Here is an 18,334-nt window from a genome sequence, read left to right as displayed (position 1 = left end):
TTTTAGATGGCTACTTGGTGGATTCATTTTATTGTTGAATCTTATTACCTTTTATTCTTAAAAACTTGATTGAAGTACTCTTTTTGCTCTTTATCCATTTTTACTTTTAATTCGTGCTGTCTTTCCTTTTCCAGTTTAGCTTGTCGTTCAGCATCTTCTCTGTGCTTATCTAATTTTTCCTTTAATTCATGAATTGTGGACGAAATATATTCACACCAATCACCTTCATGATCCCATTCAACTTCGATATCTCGATTAGAATGTTTATAAGCGTAGGCAACAGTTTCTTTGTCCCAATCAATCTTGAACTTTTCTTTATAAACGGTAAAAGTATTGTCATTATCGTGAATATCAATTGTAACTGTCCATTCTGCCCACTCCGAAAACTTTATACTTACGCCTTCCAATTTAAGGATCCTACACTTAGCTAAGGGTGCACCTTGTTCATATGCATCTTCATTCTTGATATTCAGATTGATTTCATCCCCGTGTTTAATAAGGTCAAGTAATGTAATAAGCTTTATTGTCTCTATAGATTCTTTAACATCCTGCTTTTTATTCAAATTATTGTTGTTATCAGACCTTTTTGCTACGGTCACTTTTTTACGGAACAGATTAAACATGCAGAGGCCCCCTCAATTTTACATAGTTAATTAAGTATATTGTTGAAGAATAGCTAGTATTCTTTAGTAAGACAAAACCTGTGTTTTTCCTGTGGTTTTTTAATAAGAGGTTTAGTATTTTTTGCCTATTCAATTCATATGTATCATTTGAAGGAGGAGGTTATTTGTTCCACAAATTAAGAAAGAAGCGGGAAAAAAGCGTAAAAGAACGTTTAGATGAAATGCACAGAAGAGTTGATAAAAAAAGGAATAAGGAAGACTTTGATAGTATTATGAAGTTTGCTAAATCAGTTTTGGATCAGACAAATAAATTAGAAGAGGATAATGGCCCTCTAAATAAAGAGACAGAGCATCCATTAGTTGATGTTATACGACTCATTGGTAGAAAAATTCAAACGCAATATTTAACCAATTTACTTTATGTAAATTATGAGTCAGACTTACCTAGCCTGTTTCCAGAAGAGGTTCTTTTTGATTTGCGAGCAATACTGTCGCAGGATGGAAAGGAATTTTATGATGTAGTAAGAGAGTTAAAAGAGGAAAAAACTGTTTTATTAAATCGTGATTTAGTATTACCGTGGTCTTGGAGAAAGTCGAGGATTGTTGATTGTATTGCTCGCATTGGTGAAGGAAGAGAAGATGGGCCTTGGCGGCAAGATTACAATCATCGTGTGGACTTATGGTTGCCAATGGGAATTGCATGGGTCCATGGAGGAAATCACTCTATTTCAGTCGGTATCATTCAAGGGAAGGGAAGCATTAAACCAGGAGCTATTTATGATATAAGTGACGTATATGATTATGTGCATTGTGATGGGATTAATTATTCTCGTAAAGAAGATGGCTTTATAATTTCACCTGTTAAAAATGCTGAAATTGCAGCTATTTTTGAGATTGGTCGTTTAATGAAAGAGAACTCGATAAGCTATTAATTTAACCACTCGTTATGGTATCAAACCGTATACCATTCATGGTGGTTTTTTGTTTTGCCTATCATTAATTTATCTAATAGCCATGCTCTTCAAAAGTGCGGAATAGTTACTATGGTTAGATAAAAATGGCCAGTTTTTATCTATATTTTGCGTTTTTGAAATAGATAAGATTCTATATATAGTTTTTTATCTAACTGGTATCGAGGGGTTATAAGTGGGGAATATCAGAAATATTTTGAAAAGCAATATAGTATATAAAAGTTCCCATCTTAAGGACGGAAAGGAAGTTTTGTTGATGTTCAAAATAGCAGTAGCAGGAACAGGTTACGTCGGCTTAGTGGCCGGCGTTTGTTTTGCCGAAGTTGGTCATCAAGTAACTTGTGTGGATATAGACGAGAAAAAAGTAGAATTAATGAAATCTGGGGTTTCTCCAATTTATGAAACAAGTCTAGAAGAGTTAATGCAGAAAAATTATGCTTCTGGAAAAATTGATTATACAACTGATTACCAATCAGCTTATAAGGATGCAGATGCTATCTTTATTGGTGTAGGTACTCCAGAACAATCGGATGGTTCCGCAAATCTATCATATATTGCAACAGTTGCAAGACAGATTGCAGAATCTGTTGAAAAGGATTGCTTAGTTGTTGTTAAATCTACTGTTCCGGTTGGCACTAATGATAAGGTGGAGCAGTTTATTCAGGACTTTTTAGTTAATGATGTAAAAGTAGAAGTGGCATCTAATCCAGAATTCTTAGCACAAGGTTCTGCTGTACATGATACACTACATGCGGAAAGAATAATTATTGGGACAGAGAGTAAATGGGCTGAAGATATATTAATGAAGATATATGAGCCGTTTCATTTACCTATGGTTTCAGTAAATAGAAGATCAGCGGAAATGATCAAATACGCATCCAATGATTTCCTTGCTCTTAAGATTTCCTATATGAATGACATTGCTAACCTTTGTGAATTAGTCGGTGCCGATATTCAGGATGTTGCAAAAGGTATGAGTTTTGATGAGCGTATAGGAAGTAAGTTTTTAAATGCTGGCATTGGTTTTGGTGGATCGTGCTTCCCTAAAGATACAAAGGCATTAGAGTATATTGCTAGACAGAACGGATATGACCTAAAGACGGTTAAGGCTGCTATTGATGTGAACAAAGAGCAAAAGACGATGTTATATAAGAAGGCTAGTAAAAGGCTAATTACCTTTAATGGTCTTAAAGTAGCCGTACTAGGCTTGACATTTAAGCCAGGAACGGATGATTTAAGAGAAGCTGCATCTCTTGAAAATGTGCCTTTATTATTAGAACAGGGTGCAGATATTTATGCATTTGATCCAGTTGGAGCTGGGAATTTTGCCAAAGTTCATCCAGAAGGTAAGAATGGCAGAGGCAGTATCACATATGTTTCTAGTCCAGAATTAGCATTAGATGGAGCTAATGTTTGCTTTATCTTTACTGAATGGGGAGAAGTAAAAGCAATAACACCTGAAACTTATAAGAAGTTAATGAGAACCCCTTTAGTATATGATGGAAGAAATATTTATCGTGTTGAAGAAATGCAAATAGCAGGTGTAGAGTACCATTCAATTGGAAGGAAACCAGCAACTAGAGAAGCGGTAAAGGAGTCGAAGAAGCTTGAATTACAAAACTCTTGATTTTAGTAAAACGTACTTAATCACCGGAGCAGCTGGTTTTATCGGATACTACTTATCCAGAAAATTACTAGAACAGGGATGCAAGGTAATTGGTATTGATAATGTTAATGATTACTATGATGTAAACCTTAAGCATGCTCGTTTGGGACAATTAGAGCCTTATGAGAAGTTTACCTTTATTAAAGGCGACATATCAGACAAGGATATGATGATGAAGACCTTTGAAGAGTACAAACCTAATATTGTAGTAAACCTAGCTGCTCAAGCGGGAGTACGATATTCAATAGAGAACCCGGATGTCTATATTCAAAGTAATATTATTGGTTTTTACAACATTCTCGAAGCATGTAGATATAATTCAGTTGATCACTTGGTGTATGCATCATCTAGTTCTGTTTATGGAGCCAATAAAAAGGTTCCTTTTGAGGAAACAGATTTTGTGGACAATCCAGTTTCACTATATGCATCTACAAAAAAATCCAATGAATTAATGGCACATACGTATAGCCATCTTTATAAAATTCCAGCTACAGGGCTTCGATTCTTTACTGTTTATGGCCCGATGGGTCGACCAGATATGGCTTACTTTGGATTTGCAGATAAGTATTTTGCTGGTGAGCCAATTAAGATATTTAATAATGGTGATTTTGAAAATGACCTTTATAGGGACTTTACTTATGTTGATGACATCGTTGAGGGGATTGAACGATTATTAAGTAATCCACCTGAAGGTGAAGTTCAACATAAAGTCTTCAACATTGGAAATAACAGCCCTGAAAAACTGATGGTTTTTATTGAAACGTTAGAAAAGGCCTTAAGTAAAGCTCTAGGAAAAGAAGTACAATTTGAAAAGGTCTTTGAGCCAATTAAGCCAGGTGATGTACCGGCTACTTATGCTTCAACAGATCAATTGCAGAAAGCTGTTGGCTTTAAACCGGAGACTTCAATTGAAGAAGGACTCCAGAAATTTGCTGATTGGTATGTAGATTATTATAAGGTGAAGTGAAGCCAATATAGGAATCCTTATATGAAAGGAGGTTTTTATCCTGAACATACTAGTAACCGGTGGTGCCGGATATATAGGCTCTCACACTTGTGTAGCTTTACTTGAAGCAGGACATTCAGTCATTATTGCTGACAATCTTTCTAACAGTAAGAGTGAAACTGTTATGAAAATCATGGATATAGCTAACAAAGAAGTTAATTTTTACGAGATTGATGTAACAGATGCAGAGGCCGTTGATATTATTTTCAGAAATTACAAGATTGATGGAGTTATTCATTTTGCTGGTCTTAAAGCGGTTGGCGAATCAGTAGAAAAGCCTCTAGAATATTATTACAATAACATCGTAAGTACAATGGTTCTAACAAAAGCTTGTCAGAAATATGGTGTCAATCGATTTGTCTTTAGCTCATCTGCAACAGTGTATGGAGATAATAAAGTACCTTTTGTAGAAACAATGGATCTCTTACCAACGACTAATCCTTACGGTGAAACGAAAGCCATGAGTGAGCGGATTCTTACTGATATGGCAAATGCAAACCCTGCTTTTTCAGTTTCAATTCTTCGATATTTCAATCCAGTAGGTGCCCATGAGAGCGGGCAGATAGGTGAGGCACCTAATGGTATTCCAAATAACTTAATGCCCTACGTAACTCAAGTGGCAAAAGGTAAACTTGAGAAATTACGTGTGTTTGGAAATGACTATCCTACTGTGGATGGCACCGGGGTTCGCGATTATATTCATGTATTGGATCTAGCTGAGGGCCATGTTGCTGCATTAGAAAACCTAACTGAAGGCGTTCATGTTTATAACTTGGGAACCGGAAAAGGTACTAGTGTACTAGAGTTAGTGAAAGCTTTTGAAGAGGCTAGTGATATTGAAGTTCCTTATGAAATAGTAGATCGTAGGCCTGGTGATATTGCTTCATGTTATGCTGACGCTTCAAAGGCTAAGAGAGAACTCGGCTGGACAGCTAAACGTGATATTATCGCCATGTGCCGGGATGCATGGCGGTTTGAGAAAAATTATAAGGAATAGTAGGAAAATAACGATTACCCGCTGGGCTGTCTAATTTAGCAGCTTGGCGAGGAACTTTATTGGTTTTTGCTTTAATACGTTAATTCGTCAAAATCGAGATAAACATTTTTATTCGTAAGATACAATAAGGACTATCGTTTCCTTAGGAAGGACTTCCCTCAATGTCCATAGAATGAGCAAATTAATCCCTAATCATTTGCAGAGGCATGCTCTACGGTAATTTAGTGTATTAAAGTTTTAGTAAAACATATTTATCTAGCTGGATTGACATTGAATGTTGGTTTGGCTGGATTAAACATTGCTGGAAGTTCATCCTAAGAAAATGACAGCTATTATTAAATGTAGCAACTAGTCCAGTTAGTTTATCGGGTGATTATTTTTATTTACCTTCTCAAAATTAGATGCGGGGTGGATTACGGTGGTAGTTTGGTGGCTTGGTTGCATAGGAATATGTATTTCATTCATAGGATCAATCTTTCTTTTTAAGGGAACACCCAAAGATACTGACGGATTTGCTAGAACGGTTGGATCAGATTATCAAACACAACAGAAGCTGTTAGCCAAACGGTTGAAAAATACAAAAGTAGGCTTCCTATTCCTAATCGTAGGTTTTTTGGTACAAATGATTGCTATGCTCTTCAATTATCCTTTAGGTCAATAAATTGATTGGAAAATGGTAATATTATTGGGGCGCAATTCACTGTGACGCTCCGGAGAATGTCGAAAATTGTAGAATTGATGAGTGATAGATTAATGTATTCCCCCTGCAATAGGTCATGCAGCGGGAAGTATTATTTATGGATTAATACAGATATTGTACTTGTTCGTAAGACGTCTGTTAAACATAATATTTTTAGTGAGGTATTATTAAGTTTTATATTTTGTGATTACGGCCACTTAAATGTACCACTAATGACATTGTTTGTACCAAGGAATGACAAGAAGTTTACCACTGCTTGATGGGTTATGGTTGGAATCGATTCCAAAATATCAAAGGGAGATAATAAGGGAGCTATTGGAACATACTACTCCTGAAGAAGCGGCATCAATTTGGCTAGATTCTTCAATACAAAATAATTCCCCTTTTAGTAGTGGAGGCACTAATAAAAAATATTCTGAGTATGTATTTAGGGAAATACATAAAGGACTCCGTCACTGTGACGCCCCGGAAAATGTCGAGAATTGTAGAATTGAAGATTTTAAGTTTTTCCCACTGCGATATTAGTCATAGTAGCGGGAATAGTTTTTGGTGCCTGTCACCGCCCGGATTTTGTCGGTATTTGTGGAATATCAGACTTGAAGAATCAGTATTTGCAGAAGCCATGCGATGATTCCCGTATTAAATAAACGTTTAAATAGTTTGGTTTAATATGGACAAGACGTAATTTTTTTAATTACTGTGATGTTTTGTATGTTAAGCATCAAATAATCCCCACCTTCTACAAGGCCGAGGGCTGGAGTATTATTTGGATAACTTATTGAAAACTATGAAACTAACAGGGATTGTCGTAGACTAAGGTAATAACCGATCTAAAGCATTTTCATCTGTCAGATCTATATTGGGAATCCGCTCAAATAGATAGCGAAGATAATAATACGGATTTAACTCGTTCGCTTTCGCTGTCTCCACAATGCTATAAATAATAGCACCTGCTCTTGCACCTTGCGGTGTATTCGCGAATAGCCACGCTTTTCGATTATGTTCTCGAAAATATAACCGCAATATGTTCAGTTGGCTGAAAAACACACAGCATAAGCAATATCTAAGATACATTAGACTTTAATACGCATGAAACATGTCACATAGATAGTTCTATTTATAGTTGCAATTTTGTTTGCTTCATCTCGTGCAACATAGGGACGGGTCCCGTGTTCCAATTCGAGCCATGTTAATGATGAATTTAAAAATTGGTTAAAATTTAACTTCATCCGAACTGTCGGACTATATTAATCCTTGTTGCCGTCTGTAATAATTAATTTAAAGATTTAGAGGCACCTGCAGGTGCCCTAGGAGAATTAAGGTTATGTCACTGTTACGACTTGAAGAATGCCAGGGTTACTTGCCTGTTACCACTTGAAGTTTGTCTAGATTTGTTGAGTAAAAGATCAAAAGCTTTTTTCTATGAAATGATATAATAAAATGAAGATTGGATATCTATTTCTCAATATTAATCATTTTTATAATCATAATAAACAATCGCAAACCGCAACATGATAAGTACTTCTAATAATATGGCCATGTTCGCGGCTTTGTTATTTCTGTTGTGTATTTTATATAAAATTTGAATATCTTGAAAGGAATTGATATGAGAATGAAAATTTATTCTTTTTACAATAATAAAGGCGGTGTTGGTAAAACAACATTAAGTCAAAATGCAGTGTCTTTATATGCCAAAAATAATCCTACAACCCAAGTTCTTGTTTTGGACCTTTGCCCGCAATCTAATATATCCCAATTCCTTTTAGGCGGTGGTCATAAGGGGTATATCAATAATCAACGGTTGCAACAACAATCTTCTAGAAGAAATATTGTTGGCTTTATTGATTGGTTATTGAAAGGTAATTCAAGCTTCACATCATTAAATCAATCCTATAAGATTAATGTATCTAAGATAAATATGGATATCCCTTCAAACGTCTATTTAATTGCAGGTGATCCATTTTTAGAGTCGCTCTCGTTAGCGCTTAATTATGCAGTCATTAACCCCGCTAATATTAATGCATGGCAAGAGTATATGACAGCTATTCGCAGATTATGTGAATTAGAATTTAACAGTGAAAAGTACGAAGAATTGACTGTGTTTATTGATTGTAACCCTAGCTTTTCGATATATACACAAATGGCATTAGTTTCATCTGATTATTTAATTATACCTATGATGGCTGATTTTAGTTCGATTGAAGGAATAAAAGGAATTATGATGCTACTATATGATAAGTACCCATCAGCGGCTATAAAGAACTATGCTCAAAATGTTATTACTTTTAATAAACAAATTCAGCAATTTGGTTTATCTCTTCCTAAAATGTATGGTTTTGTTTTTAACAACTTTACACCTAATGATGGAATAGCAGCGGCATTTGGCTCAATTAGAAGTGAATTAATTGATTTTTGTTATCAACAGTTTTTAAGTTTTCCGAATCTATTTAAAAAGAATACCAATAGCAATACAAAAATTGACTGGGCCAGGGAATTTGTATCAGATGTCAAGGATTTTCATACAGCCGGAAAGGTTTCGACTTCATTAGGAATTCCGTTAACAGAACTAACTCAAAAAACAAAATACACAATGCCGGATATGACGGAGATAACTCTTCCAAGAAGCAATTATGCTCAATCAGTAACTGATATTAACAAATTTGTGAGTAAAATTCAATAGTTTTGGATGAATTACCATCACTTGATGCTTGTGGAGTTTTTTTAGAGTGGTAGGTTTTTAATAAATTTCCCGCTGCGAAATAAAATTAGCAGTGGGGCTTTTCATTTATTGTTATTTTGTTATGTGCCCATACTGGTCAAAAATTATCCGTTTTACCTCTTTGTTCATTATTGCAGCATTGATAAACGTTTTTGAAGGTTGGATATTCATACGGCCATGCAAAAGTGACAGCTCTACCGTGATGAAAGCTAACTTAGGATCCATTTACGGACTAGACGTGCACTTTACATGGAGATAAGGCTCTTTGTTGAATTCATAATGGACACGATGCTTGCTTTTCAATACCAGTCACTTTTAGTATTGTCAACTTCTTCCTTCCTGAAGTATTTGTCTAGAGATTGTTTCTTCTTTAGCTATACCTTCTTTACAACCTTATACAAACCCTTTAAAACGCTTCCTTTTCCCTCAAATTATGAAAGAGTTCCTATACCTGATATTTTTTATTGAGAAGGACTCCGTCACTGTGACGCCCCGGAATTTGTCGAAGATTGTAAGGGGAATCGATTAGGAGATTATGTTAAAATAAATTGGCAACTGAATATTGAAGGGTGGCCGGTTGTTGCTCTTCTTTCCGTTTTAGGGAAGGAGGTGATAATCATGGAAAACATTCTTGAATTCATAAGAGAAATTCTATGGTTTTATGGTTTTAGGTGCCTGTCACCACTCGAAATTTGTCAAAAATTGTATATTCTAAGAATAAAAGAAAAGGAGATTGTTATTTAGTAAATAATGGGATCCCCTTGGTCCTTTAAGGATTTTTTCAAAGTGGTTGTTACGGTCAATAGCAACAATGCGGAGCTGGAGTCTACTGGAATGTCCGATTTGACAAGTTAAGTTAACAACAAATCCAAGGGGGAACATTTGCTATTTTTTAAAATAAATAAAAATTCACTGTTGTTAAATAAATAGAACCTATTAGTAACTGCGGCATATGTAGTTAACGGCAGTAATGAAATCTATTAAAGATTTTTTTGTTAGTGGTTCGGTTATTCTGTAAAAAAGATCAAAATAGATGACGGCGAATAAATTTTGTTAGTACACAGAAATTTCTAGGGGATTATTTATAAAGAAGATTTGTATTAGTTGGAAATCATATAATTAAGGAGAAGTTAATAAATGATGAACCCACTAGACGCATCACTTTTTCTAAATAGTTATAGTGTCCCATACAATGGATTTAAAAATAATGATTTGGCTTTATCAATTTTATATTCCAAAGGTACTATTATTTTGCATTATTTGGTACTTAAACAAAAAAACAAAGAAAAATATATGATATGCGGTTTTGATTTCATTAGCGGGTCAATTATTCCTGTAGAGATTAGGAATATAGGTAGTGTTCTTAGAAATCTTAGGGATTTCTTAAATAGTGAATATAACACTATAAATATAGTTATTGAGTCTATTGACGAAATTGTAGAACATTTTGAGAAGGAGAAAATAAAAAAAGAAATTGATACATATAAAGCGTTATCAATTCTAACATCAACACATCGAAATATAATAAGTGGGAGCTGTGAGGCATACAGTAATGGTAAATTAATTAGACCTCATAATTCTTTACTTATATCAAGTAGAAACGGTTTGATTTTTGGGAAATTTGAATTTGAAAGTAATCAAGATATTATCCAAAGTTTGAAAAATATACATCTTTCTGAGGATTGGGTTATCAGGTATCGGATAAATGGTAATTCTATAGAATCAGCAGGTACAATATATGAAGTAAAAAAAGGCACAGATGGAATCACTCTTTTACTAAGCTCATTTATTCATGAATTAAGTAAAAAGAAATTGGATGTCCTTTCTTTTCAAGGTCTTGATCCACATTCACCAGTACAGGCAATTTTGAGGAGTTCCGGGATGTTAAAGGAACAAATTAATATTGAGGGGTTTGGAAAAAAATTCGTTCCTTACCTTGTGTTGCTTCCAATAGAAAATCTTCTGTTAAATAATCCTGAATTTGGTTTTGGAGATATAACCTTTTTAACTAAAGACCAAGCCTTTGTTATGTATAAGGGATTTGAGGAGAAATATAATCACAATGTACTTGGTCAATTTGACACTTTTGCTCAAACAATTGTTGAATCATATAACGCATATGATGCCTATTTGTTAGGAAGACAAAAAGTACAAGATGCAATTGATATGATTATTTTACTGTCCAAAAATGAGAGAGTGTTTAATTTTTACAACTTAGGTAATGAGCTAAATGAATGGAACAGATTACGTTTATATCAAAATCCTAAATGCTCTTCACTCTATTATGTAGAAAATATAATAGGCGTAGAAAACATTTTGGGTGATTCTAAAAACAATTGGGAAAATAATTCTTTAGGTGTCGATTCCCAATTTGAAAGAATGTTTAGAGAATTGAATTGGTTTGAAGAAAAACTGTATAAAAAACAGACTGGGCAGCATTCAATTTTAGAAAAGCAGCTATTTAATGCGTTAAAGTGGTTGAATAGAAGTTGGAAAGCAGAAGATATAGAAGATAAGGTTATTTATACAAACATATCTATGGAATTTTTAGTTGATAAAATAGAAACCAGCCCTTTTTTGCCTGATGAAATTATTCGGGAGTTCAAAAAATTGTTGAAGCAACTATTAAAAGAACAAAGTGATACTTTTACAGAAGAATATTCAAGAAAAATAAAGGATAAGAGTTTAAGCAAACTGAAGGATCCGCCTTTAAAAACCAAGGTGCAAACATTGATTCGGCAATTTGCTATTCCTGTAACTGATGAAGATTTCAGTAAGTTATGGAAGGTTAGAGACTACCGAAATGACTTGGTACATGGAAAGGATGAATTACAAATAAACCCAGAAAACATTTTAATTGCAAATATACTTTTAGGTGAGTTTATTGTTTATAGATTAAGAAGTATGGAAGACGGTGATTGATATAAATACTTTAGTAGCAGCCTATCATTTCGGAAATAAAATATCAAATACATCTTTTGGAAGGACACTCCACCTAAGATATAACGGCATAAAGAGTAATTTATCACCGGAAACGTGGTCATTATATCAAGATGCGATTAAGACATGTTCTTTTCAACACTATTATAGTTTTGGACTTGCCTATAAAAAAGTTGAGGCTGTATGTGCAGAAAAAGAGGGAAACTTTCAAAAAAGTATTATTGAATTACAAGGTTGTTACGAGCTGCATTCATTAATTGAAGAGGCGGAACAACTCGGAAGGGATTTGGAAAATTCACTTCTTCAAATGTTTGTAAGGCTACCTTCAAAGAATATTTCTGGAACCTTTGATTCTTTAGATTTATATAGGGCTTGGATGAATGTTTTTTACCAATTGCAAAGCACGAAATTATTAAGTTACCTGCATCAACATAAATTAAATATAGTAAATAAACAAGGTAATATTCAAAAATTCATGGAATCAAAAGAGGTATATCCCTTTTCAAGACATAACAGAATACTTATACGAAAATTAGCTATAATGGTAACAGATAAAGATATCATGTATTCTTTGGAATTATTTGATGGTCTTAGAAATTCCATTCTTCAAGTTATTTTTGAAACCCATTTTAATTTCCTTTTTAGGCTAAACAAAAATGAGATAGTTGATTACAGAGAAAAGGAACGAAATAAAGTTCGTGTTTTTACTACAAAGGTATTTGGCACGGAGGTTTTTAGATATCAAGGATGTTTTATATTGCTATTTGAAAACAATACACTACAAGATATCGGTTTGATCAAAAGAAGAGTAGGTAGAAACTTGGAAATGGGTGATAAATCTTTTTCAACAATTGAGGGCTTATTATATCCCAAAACCGATTATAATCTTTTTGTACCAGATCTTCCAAATTAAGTTTTTTGTTTTGGGTGCCTGTCACCACTCGAAGTTTGTCGAGTTTTGCAGAGTAATATAATATATGAGAGTGTTAGCGTGAAAAAAACATGGCCAGTATAATATATGGGGACGGTTCGCCTGTTCCATTTTTGGGCATTTTAATGAAGAGTTTAAGAGTGGTAGAATTAACTTTTGCCGTCTGAGATAATTAAAGATGTAGAGGCACCTACAGGTGCCTTAGAAGGGCAGTTTATGATTAATTAGTGAATATAGTTGATCCGAAGATTGTTAGTCCTGTCAATATATATAAAATTCATACTCTATTAAGCATCAAAACTATTGAAAAGGAGATATTTTAAATCAAATTATTACAATGTTGATTTCCAGAGCCTTCCCTTATCAATGTGATCCTTGCATTACAAAATATTTATTATAAGCAGGATTTTAGTTCTTTTTATCGAATTAGGGGTTATGACTAAGTAACAGTAATGGTTTTAATGAAATAAATATTATCTGATATAAAAACCACAACAAGACGTACGAATGCACTTTCATAAGTTTTGTTGTGCTTTTTTATATAGTTTAAATAAGCTGAAAAAACAAATTTGGGAGAAGCATATGGGGAATAGAGATGCTGTAGAAACAATTAAAGGTTATTTTTACCAATTTGATTACTCTATTTTGCAGTTGCTTGAAGTAATCGATAGAGGGGATTCTATAACAGTTGAGGGGATTGAGGATGTTGATATTAAGACAGCGGATGAGGATATTGCCGTTCAATGTAAGTATTATGCTGGAACGGAATATAATCATTCAATCATAGCAAAACCGATTAGATTAATGTTAAATCATTATAAAGATGTAAGGGTTGGACTCCAACCAAGTGTAAAGTATTATTTATACGGTTACTATACAAAAGGGCAGGACAAACTTGTATTACCAATTACAGCAGAATTTTTAAAGAAAAATTTTCTTACATATACGAAAGAAAAGATTAAGCACTTTCATCATAAAGAACTGGGGCTTAATGATGGGGATTTAAATGACTTTATTCAGAAACTTACAATTAATATCAATGCTGTCAGTTACAACGATCAATTTGAACATATCGTAACGCTATTGGAATCTGAGTTTAAATGCTCTCGTTTTCAGGCTGAACATTATTATTATAACAATGCATTAAAATTAATAAAGGAACTTGCAATTAAAAAAGATATTTCAGAAAGAAAAATTTTTAAAAAGGATTTTTTAAAGAGGATAGACAATAGACAATTGTTGTTTAATGAATGGTTTATAGCATTAAAAGGAAGGAAGCAATTTCTGGGAAATTTGAGAAGAGAATACTTCATGGGTTTAAATACCTCGCCCTTTGAAAGGTTCTTTTTGATTGAAATGGATCAGGTGGGTTATAAACGGTCAGACTTAAAGGAATTATTATTACTAATATCATATAAGTGGTCAAATATATCGCCAAGGACTCCCACCCCGTTCTGTCCATACGTTTATATACATAGTATTCCAGATGAAGAGCTTGTTAATCTTAAAGAGGAATTGTATCAGGAAGGATTTAAAATAGTTGATGGTTTTAACTTTTCTGGAGCAACTTTTTCCACTGCAGCTATTTGTGAACCTGCAAGTCATTTCAATCAAATTAAACTTAAAATAATAAATCATCTTGATCACCTTGACTTGACACTAGAAGCGGCAAAGGGAAGAAAGGAAATCTATCAATTTTATATTCAGAATCCCTTTTATAATACAAATAATCAAGGAATTAAACATGTACAAATTCAAATAGAAGAGCATAAAGATATAAGGGAGGTTATATAAAATGGCGGTAGGTACTGATATAAATGCAGAGGTTATAGCAGTTTATCCCAATAAAGTTAAAATTTCAGTGGATGATTTAGAAGATTTTAAGAAAGCCGATGAAACTTTAAGAGTAGGTTCATATTTAAGGGTAATGGATAATGAAAATTCCGTATTAATTTCCATTATAGAAAATTTCTCAATTGAAGTAAGCGATATTGGTAAAAGAAAATATATCATAGAGGCAAACCCTTTGGGACTAATTAAGGGTGATGAATTTATTAGGGGAGGGGATTCTTTAGCAATCCCACCTAAGAAGGTTGAGCCTGCAACAGAAGAAGAAATAAGAAAAATATATTGTAATCCTTCTGGTACTGAAGATAACTTTACATTTGCTTCCTTATCGACTAATCGAAATATTAGAATACCGGTTAATGGAAATAAGTTCTTTAACAAACATATTGCTGTTGTGGGTTCAACTGGTTCTGGGAAATCCCATACACTTGCAACAATTTTGCAAAAAGCTGTTGCTGAAAAAAATGGTGAGTTTTCAATGAATAATTCACATATCATTCTTTTTGACATCCATTCGGAATATAAGACTGCATTTCCACACGCTAATCACTTTGACATTAATAGTCTTACATTACCTTATTGGCTGTTGAATAGTGAAGAATTGGTAGAGTTATTTCTAGATACAGATGCAAATGACCATAATCAAAGAAATATGTTTAAAGAGGCAATTGTACAGAACCGTAAACTTAAATTATCTGGAAGTGAAGAAGAAAAGGAAAAAATTCATTTTGATTCTCCAGTTTTTTTTGACTTAAATGAAGTGTTACAATATTTAAAGCACAAAAATATCGAAAGAAAGAACACTAAGAATGAAATTCAATGGGAAGATGAAAATGGGGATGTATTTACCTTTAGTGAGGATACATTACATAGACTGTTTAATGAAAAATTAAACCCTGTAGGCACTTCCGCTGCTGGTGTTAATGGTAAGTTAATAAATTTCTTAAATCGTTTAGAAAACAAAATAAATGATAAAAGATACGATTTCCTTTTAGGAGAAAAGTCCAAGACAATTACATTTGAGGAAACATTGAAAAATTTATTAGGGTATAACGAAGGAGAAGAATCAAATATAACAGTAATTGACTTAAGTGGGGTCCCATTTGAAGTCCTTAGCATCACAGTGTCGCTTATTTCAAGAATTATTTTTGAGTATGGATATTTTTACAAAAGATTAAGAAATGGAAAAAAACCAAATGAGGTAATTAACAACGATGCGCCTATTCTCCTTGTATATGAGGAGGCACATAAATACGTGCCTAACAGTGATTTATCAAAATATCGCTCATCAAAAACTTCTATTGAAAGAATCGCAAAAGAAGGAAGGAAATATGGGGTTTCGTTGTTGTTATCAAGTCAGCGTCCTTCTGAACTCTCTGAGACAATTTTCTCACAGTGCAATAATTTTATTGCCATGAGGTTAACCAATCCTCACGATCAAAACTATGTAAAAAAACTATTACCAGATACACTTGGAAATATTATTGAAAAGATGCCTTCGCTAAAATCTGGAGAAGCATTACTGATAGGAGATTCAGTTGTTCTTCCATCTATTGTCCAAATAGACACATGTAATTTACCGCCTTCATCAAATGATATTCCATATTGGGATTTATGGAGAGAAGAGTGGAAGAATATTGATATTAACAGTATAAAGGATGAGTGGTATAAATAGTCACTAAATTCTTAGTACCTGTCATTGGTGTTTCGCTATAGTCACAACCGTAAATCTGTAGGGGCTTGTAGAATCAGAGAATAGTGCGAAATGATGGAAATCTTGGGAGAAGAGGGAGCTGCATACCCCTTTTCCGAGGATTATTAAAATCCCAGTATTTACATACTCTACATTGCATTTTCCTTTGCAAAACATGTAATACAAATGCAGACGATAAACCTTATCTAAAGTATGCAAAAGCAAGAGGGGATTGTGTGAATATTCGGTAATCCACTTTTGTCCAATATTAATTTGAGCTGGAGTGATCACTTTTAAGGTGAGCAACTTCATACCAGATTGTTTCTATATTTGGAGTTCTGGTTGCCTAGCACTATCTGTCGTTATTTTCAGATTTAAGGAGTAATATTATTCAGATAATTCCAACTTATGAAAAAGGTAGCTTTCTATCCACTGAAAGCGACAAATAGTCTTCGCCTATTAAAGCTACCTGCTTGCCTGCTTTTGCTATGCAGAATGATAAGAGGTTGACAGTATTGCCTGGTCAGAATAAGGCGGGTATAATATCTATAGGTAATTCGGAATTTTTAGATATTTATAATTCCGGGGAAAGGAAAAGACTCCTTAAGAATGTTCATTTGTAATCCTAGTTTTGTAGTGTAATTAAGAAGGTGTTAATTTGTTTAATTATGCAAATCTAAATGATGTTGAATTCGAAGAGTTATGTAAAGACATCATGGAAAAAAAGTTAGCAACTAGCTTACGATTATTTGCTAAAGGTAGAGATGGTGGTATTGATTTAACTGATAATACAAGTACACATAACATTATTATTCAGGTAAAACATTATATTGGAAGTAAATTTCCCAACCTGCGAATTACATTAAAAAATGAAGTTGAAAAAGTTAATAAATGGAAACCTAATAAATATTTTGTATGTTGTGGAATGGTACTAACAGATTCAAATATAGAAGAAATATATGGTATGTTTAAAGATTTTATGGAGTCTGACAAAAATATTATTACCTTAAGGGAAATAGATGAATTCTTACAAAAGACTGAGAACTCAGATGTTGTTAGAAAACACTATAAATTATGGTTATATTCTTCAAATATTCTAAATGAAATATTTAATCAAGATATTTTTATTGACTGTGAATCCCTTCTAAGTGATATAGAAGAAGAATGTAAGTTTTTCGTTCAAACAAATATATATTCTCAATGTATTAAACATTTGGATAAGCATGGATTGCTTATGGTAACAGGTGGCCCCGGCGTAGGAAAGACAATTACATCAAAAATGTTAGTTATATATTATGCAACGAAAGGATACCGTGTTAGATATACAACAAATGGCGATATTTCAGATATAAAAAAATCTCTATCAAATGATAAAGAATGCAAAGAAATTATATTGTTAGATGATTGCTTAGGTCAACATTATTTTAATATGAAGGACACACAAGAAAATGAATTGCTTTCCTTAATAAAATATGTGAAGTTAAACAAAAATAAAAAGCTCATTTTGAATTCAAGAATTACAATTTTTAATGAAGCAAAAGATCGTTCATTAGATTTTAATATTTTTTTTCAAGAAAAGAAAATAAGAAATTTTATTATAAATATGGACGAAATAACTTCGCTCGAGAAGGCAAAAATCTTCTATAACCATTTAATTTATAAACAGATACCAAAGGAATACTATAATTCCATAAAAGAAAATAAAAATTACTTAACAATCGTTATGCATAGGAATTATACGCCTCGTATTATAGAGCATGTAACCTATGCAACAAACTATTTAAAAATAACGCCGACTAAATACTTTGACTATATATTAGAAAGCTTATCTAATCCAAATGATATATGGAAAAATGAGTTTGAAAGACGTATTCGAGATGTGGATAGAGCTTTTTTGCTCACGCTTTATTCTTTGACTGATACTAATGTAGATTATGAAATACTAAAAAAATGTTTTGAAAACCGTTTATATATGATGAATAAGGTTGACTATACAATGGATAATTTTGAATCAATATTATCTCGGCTAAACCAGTCCTTTATAAATATTATTGACAACAAAGGAAAAAGGTGTATTGGAGTAATAAATCCTTCTGTAAATGATTATTTAAAACTAGTTTTTAATAATAATAGGTTAGAATTAAATGAAATACGAAAATCAATAACTAATTTCAAACTCAACTTTCGCAGAGTGAAATCGGCAAATAAGCCTTGATATAACTAGGAAGTCCTGATATCCA

The 18,334-nt window shown here is 33.1% G+C and carries 12 protein-coding genes and 1 pseudogene; 11 read left to right on the top strand and 2 right to left on the bottom strand.

The window, feature by feature from the left end; all coding sequences use genetic code 11:
* Positions 1–44: 44 nt before the first annotated feature.
* Positions 45–623, bottom strand: coding sequence for a hypothetical protein (locus P9E47_RS01485; RefSeq protein ID WP_326162370.1), 579 nt, complete (start codon positions 621–623; stop codon positions 45–47).
* 164 nt (positions 624–787) lie between these two features.
* Between P9E47_RS01485 and P9E47_RS01480 the strand changes: the two genes are divergently transcribed.
* The 5 genes from P9E47_RS01480 (at position 788) to P9E47_RS01460 (ending at position 5,924) form a co-directional block, all read left to right on the top strand.
* Positions 788–1,555 (top strand): DUF6710 family protein, encoded by a 768-nt coding sequence (locus P9E47_RS01480; RefSeq protein ID WP_326162369.1) that lies wholly within the window; start codon positions 788–790, stop codon positions 1,553–1,555.
* 295 nt (positions 1,556–1,850) lie between these two features.
* Positions 1,851–3,221 carry a UDP-glucose dehydrogenase family protein gene (locus tag P9E47_RS01475; RefSeq protein WP_326162368.1) on the top strand — a complete coding sequence of 457 codons (1,371 nt, stop codon included), beginning with the start codon at positions 1,851–1,853 and terminating at the stop codon, positions 3,219–3,221.
* The gene (locus P9E47_RS01470) at positions 3,202–4,227 is read left to right on the top strand and encodes an SDR family NAD(P)-dependent oxidoreductase (protein ID WP_326162366.1); all 1,026 of its coding nucleotides are present in this window, start codon (positions 3,202–3,204) and stop codon (positions 4,225–4,227) included. Before P9E47_RS01475 ends, P9E47_RS01470 begins: the two co-directional genes overlap by 20 nt.
* A gap of 40 nt (positions 4,228–4,267) precedes the next feature.
* On the top strand, positions 4,268–5,263 hold the full coding sequence (gene galE, locus P9E47_RS01465; protein WP_326162496.1) for a UDP-glucose 4-epimerase GalE: 996 nt from the start codon (positions 4,268–4,270) through the stop codon (positions 5,261–5,263).
* Between the two features lie 418 nt (positions 5,264–5,681).
* On the top strand, positions 5,682–5,924 hold the full coding sequence (locus P9E47_RS01460) for a hypothetical protein (RefSeq protein WP_326162365.1): 243 nt from the start codon (positions 5,682–5,684) through the stop codon (positions 5,922–5,924).
* A gap of 852 nt (positions 5,925–6,776) precedes the next feature.
* Here P9E47_RS01460 and P9E47_RS01455 read toward each other — a convergent pair.
* Positions 6,777–6,959, bottom strand: a pseudogene (locus P9E47_RS01455) (transposase domain-containing protein); the annotation flags it as partial.
* A gap of 610 nt (positions 6,960–7,569) precedes the next feature.
* Here P9E47_RS01455 and P9E47_RS01450 point away from each other — a divergent pair.
* The 6 genes from P9E47_RS01450 (at position 7,570) to P9E47_RS01425 (ending at position 18,309) form a co-directional block, all read left to right on the top strand.
* Positions 7,570–8,643 carry a ParA family protein gene (locus P9E47_RS01450; protein WP_326162364.1) on the top strand — a complete coding sequence of 358 codons (1,074 nt, stop codon included), beginning with the start codon at positions 7,570–7,572 and terminating at the stop codon, positions 8,641–8,643.
* Between the two features lie 1,176 nt (positions 8,644–9,819).
* Positions 9,820–11,604, top strand: coding sequence for a hypothetical protein (locus P9E47_RS01445; protein ID WP_326162363.1), 1,785 nt, complete (start codon positions 9,820–9,822; stop codon positions 11,602–11,604).
* Entirely contained in the window at positions 11,597–12,535 is a 939-nt protein-coding gene (locus P9E47_RS01440) for a hypothetical protein (RefSeq protein ID WP_326162362.1), read from the top strand. The genes P9E47_RS01445 and P9E47_RS01440 overlap by 8 nt, the downstream gene beginning before the upstream one ends.
* A 600-nt stretch (positions 12,536–13,135) precedes the next feature.
* Positions 13,136–14,347 carry a DUF4297 family anti-phage-associated protein gene (locus P9E47_RS01435; RefSeq protein ID WP_326162361.1) on the top strand — a complete coding sequence of 404 codons (1,212 nt, stop codon included), beginning with the start codon at positions 13,136–13,138 and terminating at the stop codon, positions 14,345–14,347.
* Position 14,348: 1 nt separating this feature from the next.
* Positions 14,349–16,076, top strand: a complete 1,728-nt coding sequence (herA, locus tag P9E47_RS01430; RefSeq protein ID WP_326162360.1) for an anti-phage-associated helicase HerA — start codon at positions 14,349–14,351, stop codon at positions 16,074–16,076.
* A 676-nt stretch (positions 16,077–16,752) separates the two neighbouring features.
* Positions 16,753–18,309: an nSTAND3 domain-containing NTPase gene (locus P9E47_RS01425; protein WP_326162358.1), complete on the top strand. Its 1,557-nt coding sequence runs from the start codon at positions 16,753–16,755 to the stop codon at positions 18,307–18,309.
* The last annotated feature ends 25 nt before the right edge of the window (positions 18,310–18,334 follow it).

The organism is Schinkia azotoformans (genome assembly GCF_035811335.1).
GTDB classification, from domain to species: Bacteria; Bacillota; Bacilli; order Bacillales; family Bacillaceae_J; genus Schinkia; species Schinkia azotoformans.
The sequence above is the reverse complement of the archived record's forward strand: the minus strand, read 5'-3'. Positions and strand labels throughout refer to the sequence as shown.